Origin of the sequence: Bradyrhizobium sp. HKCCYLS3077 (assembly GCF_051167555.1) — a bacterium.
GTDB lineage: Bacteria > Pseudomonadota > Alphaproteobacteria > Rhizobiales > Xanthobacteraceae > Bradyrhizobium.
Genome location: NZ_JBNPTH010000004.1, coordinates 831,902 through 848,261 on the forward strand (window position 1 = coordinate 831,902; position 16,360 = coordinate 848,261).

Sequence of the window (16,360 nt, forward strand, 5' to 3'; positions counted from 1 at the left end):
CTGATCGCTGGATTCGCGGGCCTTAGATTAACGGCTGAACGAGCCGCTCGGCATCGGCGCCGGGAAACCGCCGCTGGACCGCTGGGCCGGCGGCTGCTGCACGGGGGCCGCGTCGTCCGGCGGCGGTGCGGTGGTCCGGCGGCGGACGATCTTCTTGGGCTTGGGCGCGGGCGGCACGGCGGCGGCCCCCTCCTCGACCGCGGCGGCCTCGCCGTCCTGCGGATCGGCCGACGTCGGATTGCTCACGGCGGCCTGCTGCCGGCCCTTGGCGCCCTTCTTGGCCTTCGGCTCCTCGGCAGGAGCCGGCGGCGGCACGGCGGCCTGGGCGGCCGGATCGGCGTTCTGCTGCTGCGCGCCCTTGTAGAGCTCCTTCGGCACGCCCTGCTCGAGACCGGGGACGCCCTCGGGGAACACTGGCTTGCGGTCACCCGGCAGCTTCTTCTTGGTATCGAGGAAGTCGAGCATGTCGGACGGGTCGAAGCTGCCGCCGCTGGCGCAGCCGCCGAGAGCGCCCGTGAGCGCGACAAGGACGGTCAAGGCGATGAGACGTTGGCGGCGCATGGTCGTCTTCCAATCCGGTCAGTTTCGCCGTCGCGATATCAGCGATCAGCTTTTGGCCACGGCAGGCAGCAGCGCCTGCAGCGCTTCGGCGCGCGAGCGCAGGCCGGGCGGCGTCTCAGCATCCAGCGAAATCATGTCGAGCCATTGGCGGGCCGCCGCGGCGTCATTGGCCTTCCAGGCCGACAGGGCCAGCAGCTCGCGGGCGGCGTGCCGGAATGGCGCGCCCGCCACCGTATCGCCCTCGAGGCGCGGCTTCAGGTCGCCATAGGGCGCGGTATCGACCAGCAGGCCAGCCGCGCGCAGCCGCGCCATCGACTGCTGCTCCGCGCCGATGCTGCGATCGGCGGCGAGGTCGTCATAGAGTTTGACAGCAGCCGCCTTGTCGCGCACCGCGGCTTCGGCAGCCTGATGGAATCGGGCGAGCATGCGGTAGCCGGACGGGGCAGTGGCCGCCACGTCGGCAAAGGCCTTTTCGGCCTCGGCGTGCTTGTTCTGCTCGGACAGCTCGATCGCCTTGTTGAAGGCAGACCCCGCCTCGGCGGCCTTCTGGCCCTCGACATACTGGTATCCACGCCAACCACCGACGCCGGCAATGATCAGCACGGCGACCGCAATGATGTAGATGGAGTAGCGGTCCCACAGCTTCTTGAGCTGTTCCCGGCGGACCTCCTCGTCTACTTCATCAATAAATTCAGACACTTATGAACATCCCGTCAGGTTCGCTAGGAGCGCGCGCCAGTGGTCGTGAGGTGCCGCGCGGGCCGCCGATTGCCCACGCGCCGGCGCGGATACCGCATCGGTATGGCGGTGGCAAGGCGAGTCCAGCCGAATCAAGGCGTTACTCCCCGGTTTGGCCACGGCGTCGCAAGGCGGCTATCACGCCGTCAAGGACTCGCGCAACTGCCGTTTCATCACCTTGCCGTTCGCATTGCGCGGCAAAGGGTCCGGCGTGACGATCAATGTTTCCGGCACCTTGTAATCGGAGAGCCGTTCGCGGCACCAGCTGCGCAGCGCCTCGGCACTGACCGGGCCGCGCGTGACGACCACGGCATGCACCCGCTCGCCAAGGACGGGGCAAGGCTTGGCCAGGATGGCGCTCTCGACCACGGCCGGGTGGCCCGCCAGGACCGATTCGACCTCGGCCGAATAGATCTTCAGCCCGCCGCGATTGATCATGTCCTTCTGGCGATCGAACACCCGCACGAAATGGTCGGCATCGATCGAGCCGAGGTCGCCGGAATGCCAGTAGCCGGCGGTGAAGCTCTCCGCGGTCGCCTCCGGTCGGTTCCAGTAGCCCTTGATGACCTGGCCGCCGCCGATCCAGATCTCGCCGATCTCGCCGCGCGGCAGCTCCCGCCCCTGCGCATCCATCACCAGGATGCTGGCGCCCGGACACGGCAGCCCGACGCTGTCGATGTGGCGGGCGGTCAGGTCAGGCGGCATCAACGTCGATGGCGAGGTGGTCTCGGTCGAGCCGTAGGCGTTGACCAGCCGCAACCCCGGGATCTTCGCCGCCAGCTTCTCGATGGTCGCCACCGGCATAGGCGCGCCGCCAAAGCCGCCGATGCGCCAGGACGACAGATCATGGCTGTCGAAGTCGCTCTGCAGCAGGCAGAGATTATACATCGCGGGCACCATGACCGTGTAGGTCACGCGCTCGCGCGCCGCGAGCTTGAGATACTCGCCGGCCTTGAACTCCGGCATGATGATCAAGGTGCCGGCGCAGCGCGCCATGCTGGTGACGTTGGCGACGACGCCGGTGACGTGGCCCAGAGGCACCGCGGCGATGGAGCGATCCGCCGGCGTCAGCCCGAGGCACACCTCGTAGATCATCGAGGAGTGGACGATGTTGCAGTGGGCGAGCATCGCACCTTTCGGCCGGCCGGTGGTGCCGGAGGTGTAGAGGATCATCGCGATGTCCTCTTCGGCCACCGCGACCCCATCGGCCTCAGGCGCGTGATCGGCGAGCGCGGCGAAGCCGGAGCGCGCCGGATCGTCATCGACTGCGGTACGACCGGCGAGCTGGGGCGTGTCAGCCGCGAGCGGCAGCCGATCGGTGAGCGCCGCCTCGTGCAACAGCAGCCGCGCGCCGCAATCGTTGAGCACATAGGCGATTTCAGGCGTCTGCTGCCGGGTCGACAGCAGCACCGTGATCAGGCCGAGCTTGGCGGCCGCGAACAGCGTGAGCACGAACTCGATGCGATTGCCGAGCAGGAGTGCCAGCCGGTCGCCTTTCTGAAGCCCCCTCGCCCGCAGTCCGCCGGCGATCCGTGTCGCGGCCGCGGCGGTCTCGCGCCACGACAGCCTCCGGGCCCCACAGACCAGCGCCTCGCCGTCGCCATGGCGCGCGGCGGCGTCCTGCACCATCGCCCAGATGCTGGCCGGACGCTCCGCGAAGAGCGGCACCACACGGTCGCCGAAGCGCTGCTCGCTGCGCATCGGCGGGATGGCGGCATGTTGCGACCACTCCATCGGATCGCCTCCCCTGTCGTGTTCTTGTTGATTGCCGGCTGGCGCCGGTCATGTTGATCGCCGGCTTACGCCGGTCATGGACGTCGCCCGGATCCGGGCGACGCCGAGAAGTGTGCGGCAGAACGCGTCCGCCGAGAACCGCTAATTGCCGATGACGGGAATACCGAGCACGACGGGATGGAACGCGAAGGCCAGCGCCGCATAGACGATGATGCCGACCACGACGGCGATGACGTCGTTGCCGACGCCTCCGACCGGGATCGGCGGTCCGCCGGCGTCGGCGCGGCGCTTCAGCGAGATGCGGTCGAACACGGCCCAGGCCAGGATCGAGCCGAACAGGATGATGCCGCCGAGATCGCCATTGCTGAGCAGATGGCCGAACGCCCACAGCTTCACGCCGGCCAGCATCGGATGCTTCAGCGTGGTGTAGATGCGGCCGCGAATATAGGAAGCGACGATCATGATGACGGCCGGCAGCATCAGCGCAAGATTGATGTGCTTGAGCGCCTTCGGCGGCGTCCAGACCTGGATCCAGCCGCCGCCGTTGCGATACTCGGCGAAGCCCCACACGATCAGTGCCAGCCCCGCGAGCGCCACGACGGTGTAGACGAGCTTGTACGGGGCCTCGCCCAGCTTCGCGATCACCTGCGCCCGCGCCTCGCGCCGGGTCGTGAACACATGGGCGCCGAGAAACAGCACCAGCCCCACCACCATCACCACAAGTCCCACGACGTCCCCCTCTCGTGCACGCAAACGATTGGAACTGGGTATCATCTTCGGGGGCGGCCTCGCAACGTGGGCGGCGCTTTGCGACATGGCTATCGCATTTGACCGTCCAAGTTTTGCGCCTCCCTCTCTCCGCATCGTCATGGCCGGGCTTGTCCCGGCCATCCACGTCGCTCGGCATGCTGAGAACGACGTGGATGCCCGGGACAAGCCCGGGCATGACGAAATTACTAACTGGCAGGATTGCTCGTCGACCGAGCCCCGGATCACGCTACCCATGGCCGGCCGTCATTCCGGGGCGGCTCGCAGAGCCGAACCCGGAATCCCGGGCTCGGCTTGCGTTCTTTGCAGACCATCTCGGGATTCCGGGTTCGACGCTGACGCGTCGCCCCGGAATGACGGCGGTCGATAGCGCGGAGCCGTGGAGCTATTGCTGCTGCGACGTCTTGTTCAGCTCGCGGTTGTCGACATAGCGGATCGCGATCGGCCGGCCGGCGAGCGCGCCGCCGAGGCCCTTCGTGAACTTCAGCGGCAGACAGGAGTCCAGGGAGGCATTGATCGCCTTCAGATAGGTCTCGCGGGTGTCGGACGACGCGCCCGAGGTCGCGAAGGTCACGCGCGGCGGCGCGATCATGTCGCCGGTTCGCTTGAAGCTGAAGCGTACCGTCATCTGCATGCCGGCACGGGCGTCGCTCTCCGCTGGTGGAGTCCAGCAGGAGCGCAGCGCCGCGAACAGATCGCCGATCGTGTCGAGATCGTGATCCGGCCTCTCATACTTGGCTGCCTGGTCCTTGGCCGGCCGGCTCTCGATCGTCAGTTGCAGGTTCTGGCCATAGGGATAGTTCATCTCGGGAATGCACGGCCACGGCCCGTAGACGCTGCAGAACGACGGCGTGCACGGCTGCTCGTCGAGCACGCTGCACGGCGTGTGCGCGAAGGGCACCGGGTTGATCTGACGCCGGCGCGCGTCCGCGCTGGCCGGAGCGGCCAACAGCAACAGGAGAAGGATGACGGCACGCAGCATGGCTCGCTCGAAATGGATGATTGAGAGCTGGTTCTGGGCAGGGAATAAGCAAGCTCAATCCCGTTCACATCCGTGCGTTCCCGCGTCGCCGACGGCTCTCGACCATGCCTGCGGAACTCGGCTAGAACACGGCAGGACCCGACAGCAGACGGATGCAATGATGAGCCGCGCCAGCGAGACCGTGATCAACGTCATCAACCCGAACATGACGGCGACGATGACCGAGCTGATCGCGAAGGCCGCGCAGGCCAGCGCCAGCCCGGGCACGCGGATCGTCGGCCGCACGGCACGGTTCGGCGCGGCGTCGATCGAGGGCCACTATGATGAGGCGATCGCGGCCGTCGGCATGCTCAAGGAGATCGAGGCCGGCGACGCCGAAGGCGCCCACGCGCATGTGATCGCCTGCTTCGGCGATCCCGGCCTGCTGGCGGCGCGCGAATTGTCGGCGGTGCCGGTGCTCGGCATCGCCGAAGCGGCGATGCATGCGGCGAGCTTCGTCGCGACGCATTTCAGCGTCGTCACGACCTTGTCGCGCACCAAGGTGATCGCCGAACACCTGGTGCGCAACTACGGCATGGAGCATCACTGCCGCAAGGTGCGTGCGGTCGATGTCGCCGTGCTCGATCTCGACAAGCCGGAATCGAACGTGCGCGGCACCCTGCTCGGCGAATGCCGGGCGGCGCTGCGCGACGACGGCATCGGCGCCATCGTGCTCGGCTGCGCCGGCATGGCCGATCTCGCGCATGATCTCTCGACCGAGCTCGGCATTCCCGTGATCGACGGCGTCGCCGCCGCGGTGCGCTTCGCCGAGGCGCTGGTCGGGCTGGGCTTGAAGACGTCGAAGCATGGCGATCTCGCGTTTCCGCTGCCGAAGGCGCGCACGACGATTTGAGATGACGCAGCCCGGATGAGCGCAAGCGACATCCGGGTTCATCGCAGACGTCGGAAGAGAACCCGGATGTCGCTGCGCTCATCCGGGCTAGAGCGCTTCATCCTGCCCACCCGGGGAGTTCCGAAACGCCGGCCGAGGCTCCACATTGGTTTCAACCATGGAGCCTTCGATGTCCGACCTCTCTGCCCTCTCCGCGCTGTCGTCAGCACTTTCTGCAACCGTCGCCGCTGCCGCGCCGTCGCTCGTGTCCGTTCATTCGCACCGCTCGCGTGCCTCCGGCTTTGTCTGGAAGTCCGGGTTGGTCGTCACCGCCGACGAGGCGCTCGCGGACGAAGGCGAGATTTCGCTGACCTTTTCCGACGGCACCGCGCGCGCCGCAACCATCGCCGGCCGCGATCATACCACCGACATCGCCCTGCTCCGCTTCGACGGCAAGGACGCGCCTGCCGCGCCGCTCGCCATCGATGTCCCGCCACTCGGCGCGCTCGCCGTCATCGTCGCCGCCGACCAGGGCACGCCGGTCGCGGCGCTCGCGCTGGTGTCGAAATCAGGCGGGCCCTGGCGCAGCCTGCGCGGCGGCGACATCGACGCGCGGATCGAGCTGGACACACGGCTGCGGCACAGCTCCGAAGGCGGGCTCGTGCTCGACGCGACTGGGCGCGCGATCGGCATGGCCGTGCGCGGACCGCGCCGCACGCTCGTCATTCCCGCCGCCACGATCACGCGCGTCGCAAGCAAGCTCGAGAGCCATGGCCGCATCGCGCGCGGCTATCTCGGCGCGGGGCTGCAGCCGGTCCGGCTCGATGACGGCCTCGGCGCGATGGTGATGAGCATCGACAAACATGGCCCCGCCGCTGCCGCCGGCCTGCGCCAGGGCGACGTCATCACCGCGCTCAACAAGGAGCCGTTCCGAGGCATGCGCGCCTTGATGCGCGAGCTCGGTCCGGACAGCGTCGGCGCCGTGGTCGAGATCGCGGCGCTGCGCGGCGGCGAGCCGTTGCAGCTGGCCCTGACCATCGGCGAGCGCCCCGCGTGAGCGCGGACGACAACGCGCCGATCACGATCGCCATCGCGATCGATGATGCCGAACTGGCCGACCGGCTGGCGGCGCTGCTCGGCGGCGTCGCCGGCCTGCGGCTCGTGGCGGCGGGCGAGAGTGCCGATGTCGCGGTCGTCGCGCCTCCCAGCGATACGCGTGACAACGGCGAGCGTCGCAGCGAAGCGAGCGACGCCTTCCAGCTCACCGCGCGCGAGCGCGACGTGCTGGCGCTGATGGCGGAAGGATGCTCCAACAAGGAGATCGCGCGCAGCCTCGGCATCTCCGTGCACACGGCAAAATTCCACGTCGGCTCGCTGCTCGACAAGCTCGACGCCACCGGCCGGACCGATGCGGTGGCGCATGCCGCGCGGCGCGGGATCATCGAGCTCTGAGATTGCCGGAGCGCGCCGCGTTTCGCGATTGGACAACGAACTACCTGCGCAGGCCGCCCATGACGCGCGGCAGCAAAGACGCGGCCAGCATGCGATATCCCTCGGGCGTCAGATGCACGCCGTCGACCTGGTGCGGCAGGCCGCGGAACATGCCGTTCTCGACCATCACCACCTTGATCCGGCGCTGCGAGGCCTTGGCCATGATGGCGCCGATGTTGCCCGCGCGCTGATCGCCTGCGCCTTTGCGAGCATCGTTGCCGCCGGGCTGCAGCACGAGGACGCGGGTTGAACCGTCGACCGCGCTGTCGAAACGGGAGAGCATGCCGGCGGTGGTGTCCCCATTGATGCCGGCGTTGGCAACGCTCGCCTGCACGCCCTTGGCGCGCAGCATGGCCTCGAGCTGCGCCGGAAAATCCTCGCCGCGATTGACGCCCTTGCCATAGGTGTTGCTGGCGCCGAGCGCGACGACCTCGGCGGCCTCCGTCGCTCCGACCGTCGCAGCCGCAAAACAGCTCACGACAGCGAACAGCGTGGCGATCTGTCGGCGGACTGACATCGCTCGCCCTCCCCTTTGCTGACGACCACGCCGAGCGTAACCCAGGGATGATTTACCGAGAAGCGCGAAGCGGCAAGACCCGAGGAAATCCGCGCCGGAGCTTGCGTTCCGCAACGCGAAAGCCAGGCGGGGCATGCACCGCGCCTAGCTTCAACGCCAGCAGTATCGACCGGACGTCCGAGCGCGTCCGGACCGGCGCTCAGAACGCGATCTTGATTCCGCCGTTCACGCCATAGTCGTTGCGGTCGGACCTGGCGAACGTGCTGATCACGCCGAGATTGATGCTGATCTTGTCGGTGATCGCCGCAGCCAGGCCGGCCGCGGCCTTCCCGTAGGTCGCCTTGCGTCCATCGATCGGCGTCAGTACCGGCAACAAGGGCGTCGTCACCTGGGTCGTGATCAGCGTCCGTGCGGAACCGATGAAATCGTGCTCAACGGTCAGGTTCAGATAGGGATTGTAGAACGCTCCGGCGGTCGTGAACGGCGCGCGAAACTGGACGCCCGCACTGCCGGTGAGGCTCTCCAGGCTCTGGCGGTTGACCACGTTGGTGAGCAGGATGTCGCCAGTCTCCGTATAGCCCGCGATCTGCGCATTGGTGTAGGACAGGCCGCCGATCGGCCCCATCCGCAAGGCGCCGAGATCCCAGAGATAGCCGCCGCGGGCGGCGACCGCGAACGTATCCGCATGGGTCGAGCCGCGGATCGTATCGATGACGCCCTGACGATCGGTGGCGATCGCCTGGCGGCCATAGGCGAGCAACGCATCGGCAAACCAGTTGGCGCGGCTATAGGCCGCGTAGCCGCCGATCTGATAGGCATCGATCTTCTGATGCGCGTTCTGCACGGACAGGTTCACGTTCGGCTGGGCGTAGCTGAACAGCCCGCCGACCATCAGGTCCGGCGACAATTGATAGTCGAGCCCGATCCGTCCGCCGAGTGATTGATAGGTGTAGCTCGACAGGAACTGCTGGGAGTCGCGGCTGCCTCCGGCATAGGCGACGTCGCCGTAGACGGACCAGGGGTTCTGCACGCCGGCTGAGGCCGCGCGGATCGCCTTGACCGGCATGTCCGCCGCCATCGCGTTCATGGCATTGGCGGCGCCGGCGACGTTGCGATAGGCGTCGATATGGCCGAACACCGAGCCGGCAAAGCCGTTGGCGATCGACATCGCCACGTCGCCCTGCGGCGCCACCGTCAACGGCGCATCGATCTGGTTGGTCTGATAGCGCCCGATCAGGGCGAAGCCTGCAGTCGTGAAATGTAGGCCGTCATAGGACAGAAACTGGTTCTGCGCCGCGACACTGCCACCGACGCAGGACGGAACGGCCGTGCAGGCCTGGGTGACGTTGGTGAACCCATAGAGGGCGGGGTTTGCGACGACGTTCCGCGTCAGGGTGGCAAGATCGAAGAAGAAGATGCGAACGCCGGAGCGCGCCAGCGGCGCCAGGTTGGCCTGCTCCATCTGCGTCAACGTGGATTGGAAGTAGTGGATGTTTTGATTGCCGGGGGCGATCGGCAGATAGGACAGATCACCCACTGACATGATCGCGAGGTTGCGTGCGCCGACCTGAACCAGTTTCTGAACGCCGGACATGATGTTGGCCGTGGTCTGCGCAGCGGCCGCGTTCATCTGGGGTTGCGTGATCGCCGGGTTGAACAGGATCGGCACACCGTCATTGCCGCCTGCCGTGATGATGCTGACGAGGTCTTGCGGGCCGAAACGCCCGCCCGCCGCAACAAACGTGCTGATTTCCGTGCCGGTGCCCGGCAGCACCGGAACGGGCGGCCCCAACAGGTTTCCAACATTGGTGTCGCCGCTCATCGCGCCACCGGTCGCGTAGTTGGCGACTGCCGAGGTGGGAAGCCCGTAGTGAAGCTGGAGCGCGTCGGCCATCGACAGTCCCGCGCTGTAGCGGCCACTCGGCGGGACCGCCGACCCGGCCCGCAGCGCATTTCCCCAGTCGGCGTAGCTGTCGCCGAACACCGTCAGTCGTGTGAACTGGCCCGTGACTGTCGGGCCGAACAGCCCTTGAACAGATGGATTTTGCTGGATGTAGGCATAGGCATCCGGGGTCGGAACGACGGCGATCGGCGTATAGGTCTGAGCTGATGAGCCGGTCGAACTGCCGATCATCCCCACAGCCGCAACCGCCGCAGCCATGGCCCAGCGGCTGCGCGATGATGCGCGCCCCGCTCTGCTCCGGCCCTGGCGATCGATGTGCTTGCTGCTGGCGGTCTTGGACCCGCGTCGCCCCACGACATTGCGCATTTGACTCTCCCCTGATGAGCGCCGTCGCGTTGATCGCGTTGTGGACACGCTTCCGGAGGGGTCAGACGCCCCAGCCTTGCTCAGGGGTATCGTCATCCCGACGTCAGCGCGTCATATGGTCGCTCTTGTGCACATAATGTTCATTGGATGATCTGTTCATGTCAAGAACAATTACACATTCAGTTTGAATCGACCGCGCGTTGAGGCAGTGTGTGGCCTCGATGCATCAGACATGAGGGGTCACTTGGCGGATCGGACTCAACTCGCCGTGGGGGGCGCACTCGCGCGTTCGAAACGGCGTTCTCTCGGCCCTGAGGCTGGCAAGGACCGGCCCGAGATCAGCGTGGTCGGCCTTACGGGGCTTGCGGGTTATCTGATCCGGCAGGCGCAGCTGTGGGTCTTCGAGGATTTCAACGCCACGCTCGCGCCGCTCGACATGCGTCCCGCCCAATACTCGATCCTGGTGATCGTCCGCGACAATCCCGGGCTGTCGCAAATGGCGCTGTCGGAGGTGTTGGGCATCAGCCGCTCCGGAATCATCCCGCCGCTCGACGAACTCCAGTCGCGGGGCCTGCTCGAGCGCCTGCCGACGTCGGACCGGCGGACCAATGCCTTGCATCTCACCGCAGCCGGCACCGCGCTGCTGGCGCGGGCCGACCGCCTGGTGCAGGAGCATGAGCAGCGGCTGATCGACAAGGTCGGTGCCGACGGACACCGGCAGCTGCTGCAGGTGCTCGAGGTCTTCGGCCGCAACCGTTAGTCCCGACGACGAGGACGCGGGCTCAGGCCTTCTTCTTCACGTCCTTGACGTTGGAGAACACGATGCCCTCGGCGCGCTCCTTGGTGTAGCCGAGATAGAACTCGTTCTTGGCCAGGAACACCGGATCGCCGTCGACGTCGTCGGCAACGCCGGAATTGTTGGAGGCGATGAAGGCTTCCAGCTTCTTCTTGTCGTCGCAGGAGATCCAGCGCGCCAGCGAGAACTCGGAGATCTCGAACTCGACCGGCAGCGAGTACTCCGCATCGAGCCGCGCCTTCAGCACGTCGAGCTGCAGCGGACCGACGACGCCGACCAGCGCGGGCGCGCCGTCGCGCGGGCGGAACACCTGCACGACGCCCTCCTCCGACATCTGCTGCAGGGCTTCCTTGAGCTTCTTCGCCTTCATCGCATCGGTGAGGCGAACGCGGCGCACGATTTCCGGCGCGAAGCTCGGCACGCCGACGAAGGTCAGATCCTCGCCTTCGGTCAGCGTGTCGCCGATGCGCAAAGAGCCGTGATTGGGAATGCCGACGACGTCGCCGGCGAAGGCTTCGTCCGCGACTGAGCGGTCCTGGGCGAAGAAGAATTGCGGGCTCGACAGCGGCATGGTCTTGCCGGTGCGCACCAGCTTCGCTTTCATGCCACGGTTCAGCTTGCCCGAGCAGAGACGCGCGAACGCGATGCGGTCGCGGTGGTTCGGATCCATGTTCGCCTGGATCTTGAACACGAAGGCGCTCATGCGCGGCTCGGCGGCGTCGACCTTGCGCAAATTGGACTCCTGCGCGCGCGGCGACGGCGCGTAGCGGCCGAGACCTTCCAGGAGATCGCCGACGCCGAAATTGCGCAGCGCGCTGCCGAAATAGACCGGCGTCAGATGGCCCTCGCGGAAGGCGTCGAGCTCGAACGGCTTGCAGGCTTCCTTGACCAGTTCGAGCTCGTCGGTGATCTGGCCCATGTCGAGATTGGCGTTGAGCTTGCCGAGCTCCGAGATTTCGATCTGCTGTGCCGCGCCGGTCTTGGCGCCACCGCCTTCGAGCAGGCGCACGCCGCCATCCCTGACGTCGTAGGTGCCGATGAAGTCGCGGCCGCGCCCCACAGGCCAGGTCATCGGCGTGGTGTCGAGCGCCAGCGTCTTCTCGATCTCGTCGAGCAGATCGAACGTGTCGCGGCTCTCGCGATCCATCTTGTTGATGAAGGTGATGATCGGGATGTCGCGCAGGCGGCAGACCTCGAACAGCTTTCGCGTGCGCGCCTCGATGCCCTTGGCGGCGTCGATGACCATGACGGCGGAGTCGACCGCGGTCAGCGTGCGATAGGTGTCCTCGGAGAAGTCTTCGTGGCCCGGCGTGTCCAGGAGGTTATAGACCAGTCCCTCGAACTCGAAGGTCATCACCGAGGTGACGACCGAAATGCCGCGGTCGCGCTCGATCTTCATCCAGTCGGAGCGGGTGTTGCGCCGCTCACCCTTGGCCTTCACCTGGCCGGCGAGATTGATAGCGCCGCCGAACAGCAGCAGCTTCTCGGTCAAGGTGGTCTTGCCGGCGTCCGGATGCGAGATGATGGCGAAGGTGCGCCGGCGCGCCACCTCGTCGGAGAGCGGCGAACGGGACGGCTGTTCGGTGGTGACGGCGGTATCGGACATGGGGCGGCGGACGTCGGTTCGGGGCCAAAGAGCGGCGATGTCGTGGGAAAAGCGCGGGCTCACGGCCGCCGCGCGCCCTCCATATAGGCGTTTTGCACCGCAACTCCAACCGGGGAGTTAAACAGCTGCCCGCCGGGCACGCCCGGACTGGCACCCCGCCCGCGGCCGTCCTTCGAGACGCGCGCAAAACGGCGCGCTCCTCAGGACGAGGTCCGAATGTGCAGCGAAATACCTAGACTCGGCAAAATCCCAACCCTCATGGTGAGGAGCGCCGCCTTTGCGGCGCGTCTCGAACCATGAGGCCCCGAACGCCTCCAGACGGCTGTCCCGCCGGATCAGTGCCGCAGCACCGACACCAGCCAGAAGGTTGCGGCCGAGACGATCGCCGAGGCCGGAATCGTGAAGATCCAGGCATAGACGATGGATCCGGCGACGTTCCAGCGCACGGCAGAGGCCCGGCGGGCGGCGCCGACGCCGACGATGGCGCCGGTGATGGTGTGGGTGGTCGAGACGGGCACGCCGAGGAAGGTCGCCAGGAACAGCGTGATGGCGCCGCCGGTCTCGGCGCAGAAGCCCTGCATTGGGTTCAGCTTGGTGATGCGCAGGCCCATGGTGCGGACGATGCGCCAGCCGCCCATCAGGGTGCCCAAGGCCATCGCCGCCTGGCACGACAGCACGACCCAGAACGGCACCGTGAAGTGCTCGCCCAGATGGCCCTGCGAGTACAGCAGCACGGCGATGATGCCCATCGTCTTCTGCGCGTCGTTGCCGCCGTGCCCGAGCGAATACAGCGACGCCGAGGCGAATTGCAGGATGCGGAAGGCGCGGTCCACGGCGAAGGGCGTCGAGCGCACCGAGGCCCAAGACACGATCGCGACCAGGATCATCGCCAGGATCAGCCCGACCAGCGGCGACAGCACGATCGCCAGCACCGTCTTCGACAGGCCGCTCCACACCGCGGCCGAGAGTCCCGCCTTGGCGATCCCCGCCCCGACCAGGCCGCCGATCAGTGCGTGCGAGCTCGACGAGGGAATGCCGGCCGCCCAGGTCACGAGGTTCCAGACGATGGCGCCGACGAGGGCGGCGAAGATCACCTGCGCATCGACAATGGCGGGATCGATGATCCCGGTGCCGATGGTCTGGGCGACGTGCAGGCCGAACACGCCGAAGGCGATGAAATTGAAGAACGCCGCCCAGAACACCGCGTATTGCGGCCGCAGCACGCGGGTCGAGACGATGGTCGCGATCGAATTGGCGGCATCGTGCAGGCCGTTCAGGAAGTCGAAGGCAAGCGCGACGGCGATGAGGCCGACCAGGATGGGAAGGCCGAGATGAGCGTCCACGGCGCGTCCCTACCCTAGACCTGTTCGATCATGATCGAATTGATCTCGTTGGCGACGTCGTCGAAGCGATCGGCGACCTTCTCCAGATGATCGTAGATCTCGGCGCCGACGATGAAGTCCATGGTGTTGGCGTTGCGGTGCTTGAGAAACAGTTCCTTCAGCCCGATGTCATGGAGATCGTCGACGCGGCCCTCGAGCTTGGTCATCTCCTCGGTGATCGCGGTGATCATCGGCACGTTCTGGCCGATGGCCTGCAACAGCGGCAGCGCGCGGCCGATCAGATTGGCGCAGTCGACCAGCAAGGTCCCCATCTCGCGCATCGTCGGCTCGAACTCCTTGACCTCGAACAGCACCACCGCCTTGGCGGTCTGCTGCATCTGGTCGATGGCATCGTCCATCGAGGTGATCAGGTTCTTGATGTCGCCGCGATCGAACGGGGTGATGAAGGTGCGGCGAACGGCAGTCAGCACCTCCCGGGTGATGTTGTCGGCCTCGTTCTCGAGCTGGCTGACGCGCTGGCAGTGGGTCAGCACATCGTCGCCGCCCTTGAGCATGTCCTGCAGCGCATGCGCGCCCTGGATCACCACCTTGTTGTGGCGGGCGAACAAATCGAAAAACCGCTCCTCCTTGGGGAGGACGGCGCGAAACCAGTTCAGCATGGGACGAGATCCATCCATTCCGAAACGGGCCAGGGCTGGCCTGTCACGGAAGTGTCATACTCCGGATCACGCCGCAGCAGAAGCGGTGGACGGATGATCCACCACTTTCTGCCCCGCACATAATCTTATTTTAGATCAATGGCTTACAGGGATCGCTTGAACAAATGGGCGATTTCCCCGACCACGCCGCGGCGGAAGGTGAGCACGCAGGCGACGAAGATGACGCCCTGGATGACGGTGACCCACTGCCCGAACCCGGCCAGATATTGCTGCATGGCGATGATCACGAAGGCTCCCACGACGGGGCCAAACACCGTTCCGAGGCCGCCGACGAGCGTCATCAGCACGATCTCGCCGGACATCGACCAGTGCACGTCGGTCAGCGAGGCGTTCTGGGCGACGAACACCTTCAGCGAGCCGGCGAAGCCCGCGATGGTGCCGGACAGGATGAAGGCCAAGAGCTTGTACTGGTCGGTTTTGTAGCCGAGCGAGATCGCGCGCTGCTCGTTCTCGCGGATCGACTTCAGCACCTCGCCGAACGGCGAGTTGATGGTGCGGAAGATCAGCAGGAAGCCGGCGAGGAAGCCGACCAGCACGACGTAGTACAGCGTGACAGGCTTCGACAGGTCGATGAAGCCGAACAGCTTGCCCTGCGGAATGCCCTGGATGCCGTCCTCGCCGTGGGTGAACGGCGTCTGCAGGTAGACGAAGTATAGGAGCTGCGACAGCGCCAGTGTGATCATCGAGAAGTAGATGCCCTGGCGGCGGATCGAGATGTAGCCGGTGACCAGCGACAGCACGAAGGCGCCGGCGACGCCGGTGAGGATGCCGAGCTCCGGCGGGAAACCCCAGACCTTCAGCGCATGCGCGCTGCAATAGCCCGCGGTGCCCAGGAACATCGCGTGGCCGAACGACAGCAGCCCGCCATAGCCGATCAGCAGGTTGAAGGCGCAGGCCAAGAGCGCGAAGCACAGCGCCTGCATCACGAAGAACGGATACAGCCCGGTGAACGGCACGATGGCGAGCAGCGCCGCCATGATGACGAACACGATCATCTCGTCGCGCATCGCGCGCGGGGTGATCGGCAGGGTCTCGTCGGTGATCGATGTCATGTCAGGCCGCCCGTCCGGTCAGACCCGTCGGCTTCACCAGCAGCACCAGGACCATCAGAACGAAGACCACGGTGTTGGAAGCCTCGGGATAAAAATACTTGGTCAGTCCCTCGATCACCCCCAGCGCGAAGCCGGTGATGATCGAGCCCATGATCGAGCCCATGCCGCCGATCACGACGACGGCGAACACGACGATGATCAGGTCGGCGCCCATCAGCGGCCGGACCTGGTTGATCGGCGCCGACAGCACGCCGGCGAGCGCCGCAAGACCGACGCCGAGCCCGTAGGTCAGCGTGATCATGCGCGGCACGTTGATGCCGAAGGCGCGCACCAGCGTGGGATTCTCGGTGGCGGCGCGCAGATTGGCGCCGAGCCGGGTGCGCTCGATCAGGAACCAGGTGGCCAGGCAGACCACGAGGGAGAAGATCACCACCCAGCCGCGATAGATCGGCAGGAACATGAAGCCGAGGTTCATGCCGCCCTGAAGGCCGCGGAAGCCGCCGATCTGCGGATAGTCGGGGATCGCGTAAGGCAGGCCCGAGGAGCCGAAATAGTTCTGGAACAGGCCCTGCACGATCAGCGCGATGCCGAAGGTGAGCAGCAGGCCATAGAGATGGTCGAGCCCGGCGAGCCACTGCAGCAGCGTGCGCTCCAGGACCATGCCGAAGATGCCGACGATGATCGGCGCCAGCAGCAGGGCCCACCAATAGCCGATGCCGCCGAGATTCAGCAGGAAATAGGCGCAGAACGCGCCCATCATGTAGAGCGCGCCATGGGCGAAATTGATGATGTTGAGCATGCCGAAGATGACGGCAAGCCCGAGACTGAGCAGCGCGTAGAACGAGCCGTTGATCAGTCCGACCAGGAGCTGTGCGTAGAGAGCCTGCATCGTCTTGTTCTATTTTTCTCGGCG

16 protein-coding genes are annotated in these 16,360 nt (G+C 66.3%); 4 read left to right on the forward strand and 12 right to left on the reverse strand.

Going from position 1 to position 16,360, the window contains the following annotated elements; genetic code table 11:
- Positions 1-27: 27 nt before the first annotated feature.
- The 5 genes from ACQR0Z_RS20065 to ACQR0Z_RS20085 all read right to left on the reverse strand — a co-directional run bounded on the left by ACQR0Z_RS20065 (position 28) and on the right by ACQR0Z_RS20085 (position 4,783).
- Positions 28-561 (reverse strand): hypothetical protein, encoded by a 534-nt coding sequence (locus ACQR0Z_RS20065; protein WP_434862444.1) that lies wholly within the window; start codon positions 559-561, stop codon positions 28-30.
- Between the two features lie 45 nt (positions 562-606).
- Complete coding sequence (locus ACQR0Z_RS20070; protein ID WP_434875764.1) at positions 607-1,260, reverse strand: tetratricopeptide repeat protein; 654 nt, start codon at positions 1,258-1,260, stop codon at positions 607-609.
- A gap of 177 nt (positions 1,261-1,437) precedes the next feature.
- Positions 1,438-3,033 (reverse strand): class I adenylate-forming enzyme family protein, encoded by a 1,596-nt coding sequence (locus ACQR0Z_RS20075; RefSeq protein ID WP_434919757.1) that lies wholly within the window; start codon positions 3,031-3,033, stop codon positions 1,438-1,440.
- Between the two features lie 141 nt (positions 3,034-3,174).
- Positions 3,175-3,762 carry an NnrU family protein gene (locus tag ACQR0Z_RS20080; RefSeq protein WP_434919758.1) on the reverse strand — a complete coding sequence of 196 codons (588 nt, stop codon included), beginning with the start codon at positions 3,760-3,762 and terminating at the stop codon, positions 3,175-3,177.
- Between the two features lie 424 nt (positions 3,763-4,186).
- Positions 4,187-4,783, reverse strand: a complete 597-nt coding sequence (locus tag ACQR0Z_RS20085; protein ID WP_434919759.1) for a hypothetical protein — start codon at positions 4,781-4,783, stop codon at positions 4,187-4,189.
- Positions 4,784-4,943: 160 nt separating this feature from the next.
- Between ACQR0Z_RS20085 and ACQR0Z_RS20090 the strand changes: the two genes are divergently transcribed.
- From ACQR0Z_RS20090 to ACQR0Z_RS20100, 3 genes are all read left to right on the forward strand, one after another.
- Positions 4,944-5,675 carry an aspartate/glutamate racemase family protein gene (locus tag ACQR0Z_RS20090; protein ID WP_434919812.1) on the forward strand — a complete coding sequence of 244 codons (732 nt, stop codon included), beginning with the start codon at positions 4,944-4,946 and terminating at the stop codon, positions 5,673-5,675.
- A 169-nt stretch (positions 5,676-5,844) separates the two neighbouring features.
- On the forward strand, positions 5,845-6,711 hold the full coding sequence (locus tag ACQR0Z_RS20095; RefSeq protein WP_434857267.1) for a S1C family serine protease: 867 nt from the start codon (positions 5,845-5,847) through the stop codon (positions 6,709-6,711).
- A complete protein-coding gene (locus tag ACQR0Z_RS20100; RefSeq protein ID WP_434857268.1) occupies positions 6,708-7,106 on the forward strand; it encodes a response regulator transcription factor in 399 nt (132 codons plus the stop codon). The genes ACQR0Z_RS20095 and ACQR0Z_RS20100 overlap by 4 nt, the downstream gene beginning before the upstream one ends.
- Positions 7,107-7,146: 40 nt before the next feature.
- Here ACQR0Z_RS20100 and ACQR0Z_RS20105 read toward each other — a convergent pair whose 3' ends face one another.
- Positions 7,147-7,662 (reverse strand): GDSL-type esterase/lipase family protein, encoded by a 516-nt coding sequence (locus ACQR0Z_RS20105; protein WP_434919760.1) that lies wholly within the window; start codon positions 7,660-7,662, stop codon positions 7,147-7,149.
- Positions 7,663-7,861: 199 nt separating this feature from the next.
- Positions 7,862-9,931 carry an autotransporter domain-containing protein gene (locus ACQR0Z_RS20110; RefSeq protein WP_434919761.1) on the reverse strand — a complete coding sequence of 690 codons (2,070 nt, stop codon included), beginning with the start codon at positions 9,929-9,931 and terminating at the stop codon, positions 7,862-7,864.
- Positions 9,932-10,175: 244 nt separating this feature from the next.
- On the opposite strand from ACQR0Z_RS20110, the gene ACQR0Z_RS20115 reads away from it, so the two are divergent.
- A complete protein-coding gene (locus ACQR0Z_RS20115) occupies positions 10,176-10,691 on the forward strand; it encodes a MarR family winged helix-turn-helix transcriptional regulator (RefSeq protein ID WP_434919762.1) in 516 nt (171 codons plus the stop codon).
- 22 nt (positions 10,692-10,713) lie between these two features.
- Here ACQR0Z_RS20115 and ACQR0Z_RS20120 read toward each other — a convergent pair whose 3' ends face one another.
- The 5 genes from ACQR0Z_RS20120 to ACQR0Z_RS20140 form a co-directional block, all read right to left on the reverse strand.
- Positions 10,714-12,333: a peptide chain release factor 3 gene (locus ACQR0Z_RS20120; protein ID WP_434857272.1), complete on the reverse strand. Its 1,620-nt coding sequence runs from the start codon at positions 12,331-12,333 to the stop codon at positions 10,714-10,716.
- A 335-nt stretch (positions 12,334-12,668) separates the two neighbouring features.
- The gene (locus tag ACQR0Z_RS20125) at positions 12,669-13,676 is read right to left on the reverse strand and encodes an anion permease (protein WP_434919763.1); all 1,008 of its coding nucleotides are present in this window, start codon (positions 13,674-13,676) and stop codon (positions 12,669-12,671) included.
- 14 nt (positions 13,677-13,690) lie between these two features.
- On the reverse strand, positions 13,691-14,335 hold the full coding sequence (locus tag ACQR0Z_RS20130) for a DUF47 domain-containing protein (RefSeq protein ID WP_434919764.1): 645 nt from the start codon (positions 14,333-14,335) through the stop codon (positions 13,691-13,693).
- A gap of 143 nt (positions 14,336-14,478) precedes the next feature.
- Positions 14,479-15,447 carry a branched-chain amino acid ABC transporter permease gene (locus ACQR0Z_RS20135; protein WP_434857274.1) on the reverse strand — a complete coding sequence of 323 codons (969 nt, stop codon included), beginning with the start codon at positions 15,445-15,447 and terminating at the stop codon, positions 14,479-14,481.
- A gap of 1 nt (position 15,448) precedes the next feature.
- Complete coding sequence (locus ACQR0Z_RS20140; RefSeq protein WP_434875753.1) at positions 15,449-16,336, reverse strand: branched-chain amino acid ABC transporter permease; 888 nt, start codon at positions 16,334-16,336, stop codon at positions 15,449-15,451.
- Positions 16,337-16,360 lie beyond the last annotated feature (24 nt).